The organism is Haloarcula sp. JP-Z28 (assembly GCF_011440255.1).
Classification (GTDB): Archaea; Halobacteriota; Halobacteria; order Halobacteriales; family Haloarculaceae; genus Haloarcula; species Haloarcula marismortui.
The window spans coordinates 1-1,610 of sequence record NZ_JAAOHT010000150.1 but is presented as its reverse complement, the minus strand read 5'-3'; the positions used below and the strand labels follow the sequence as shown (position 1 = coordinate 1,610).

2 protein-coding genes are annotated in these 1,610 nt (G+C 53.5%); both read left to right on the top strand.

Features of this window, described 5'->3' with window-relative positions:
* The first annotated feature begins 77 nt into the window (after positions 1-77).
* Complete coding sequence (locus G9463_RS23600) at positions 78-671, top strand: helix-turn-helix domain-containing protein (RefSeq protein WP_165897993.1); 594 nt, start codon at positions 78-80, stop codon at positions 669-671.
* 825 nt (positions 672-1,496) lie between these two features.
* Positions 1,497-1,610: transposase (locus G9463_RS23595; protein ID WP_165896142.1), on the top strand; the 114-nt coding region annotated here is incomplete at its 3' end.

Sequence of the window (1,610 nt, the reverse complement as noted above, 5' to 3'; positions counted from 1 at the left end):
TTCAGAACTCGCCTGTGAGATATCTCCGCTTGGAGATCCAGTATGCACTGGAGTATCAGCGTCCGATGCACCGCCTTATGACCGAAAGCGATGCAATCAAGCGCGAATGGCTCGTCACATGGAAAGTCGGCGTCGAAGACGGAATTGCCTATACGTTGTTCTATGTCGTCGGCGATCGCGAGCCCTACGAATCGGCGCTTTGTGGGGTTGAAACCATGGAAAGCTACGATATTACACCCGTTCGGGATGAGGCGTTCTATGCGTTCATCCGTGGCCAAGAGACTGACCGATCACGACAGTTCTACACGGCGTTCAAACAGCCGACCCTAATGATAGTCCCACCGGTTGCCTACCGGCCGCATGGGATCGTGTTGTTCGACGTCGTCGGGGAGCCTGCCGCGCTCGAAGAGGTCCGGAGTGCACTTCCCGATGGGATTTCGATAAATGTCCGGAAAATCGGCGAATACGATGCCAGTCCCGGAACATTTGCCACCGGCCTCACTTCACGCCAGCGCGAGGCACTCACCGTGGGACGAGAAGTCGGGTACTACGACGTCCCACGAAATGGGAGCGTCGAGGACGTTGCCAAAGAACTCGGTTGTGCCCCGAGCACTGCATCGAACCATCTCAGAAAAGCAGAGGCACGGCTTGTTGAACGGACGTTCAGATGACAGCTACCACAGAGATGGTTAGATATCGGTGCACCACTCCCGTGTTTGAATTACTTGAATGAGTGAAAGCAGTAGAACGTCGCGGGTGGATTATTGGTTATCACGATGACTGGCAAGTGGGCTATTGTAAAATATATAGAAGGAACTGTTCAATGATATTCTGAGTTCAGCAGCGGTCCCGGCAGATGACTAGGAACGCTGCAGCGTCTAGCGCGACCAATATGACGCCAACATTGACGCTGGAACCGGAAGCTAGAGCCATGGAGGATTCTGTATTTGTTATTGCAATTATGATGACGACACTGTCGAGCGTTCTGGGGTCGACCAATCTGAGAGGAGATTACAGACAGGGGTCAGAACTGTACGTCTCACGGAGGCCCTTCCCAGATCATCGAGCAAGCAGTGTGTCACAGAGAACACCACGGTGTCTGCAGTAACACCGTATCAGATGGTCTCTATTGCCAGATTACTGCGGACATCGTGGCGTCTGACTGAAAAAGATAGGCATAATACTAAATCGACACCACGATGTCCGCTGTTCTACTGGGCGTTTGAGAAATCAGGAGTCAATTACTGCGGACATCGTGGTGTTATTCGGTCGTAGTCACACCACGATGTCCGCTGTTCTTGTGGGCCGGAGAGGAGAACAGCGGACACAGTGGTGTGTACTCAGACAGTAGAAGTGCTATGAATTACTCAGGGAGAGGCTGGAAGCTGCAAACCAGATCAATAATAGGAGATCGCTCTTGCGAAGGAGATTGTTGATAGCGAGAGCTGCGGCTGAAAGTCGAAGAGGGCAAGGGCACCGCGCCAGCGGTGCCCGATATGTTCCCAATAAGCCGGTTCGTGTCGGAATCGGCTGCAGCGGACCTGTTGCAGCAGGTTCGCTGGCGTGATGGCGTCGAGTGCCCCCGCTGCCGTTCTGACCTGACGGTCAGA

What these genes read in the sequence shown, in the direction of transcription:
- G9463_RS23600 (WP_165897993.1), top strand. Translation starts at nt 78, where the DNA reads ATGACCGAAAGCGATGCAATCAAGCGCGAATGGCTCGTCACATGGAAA.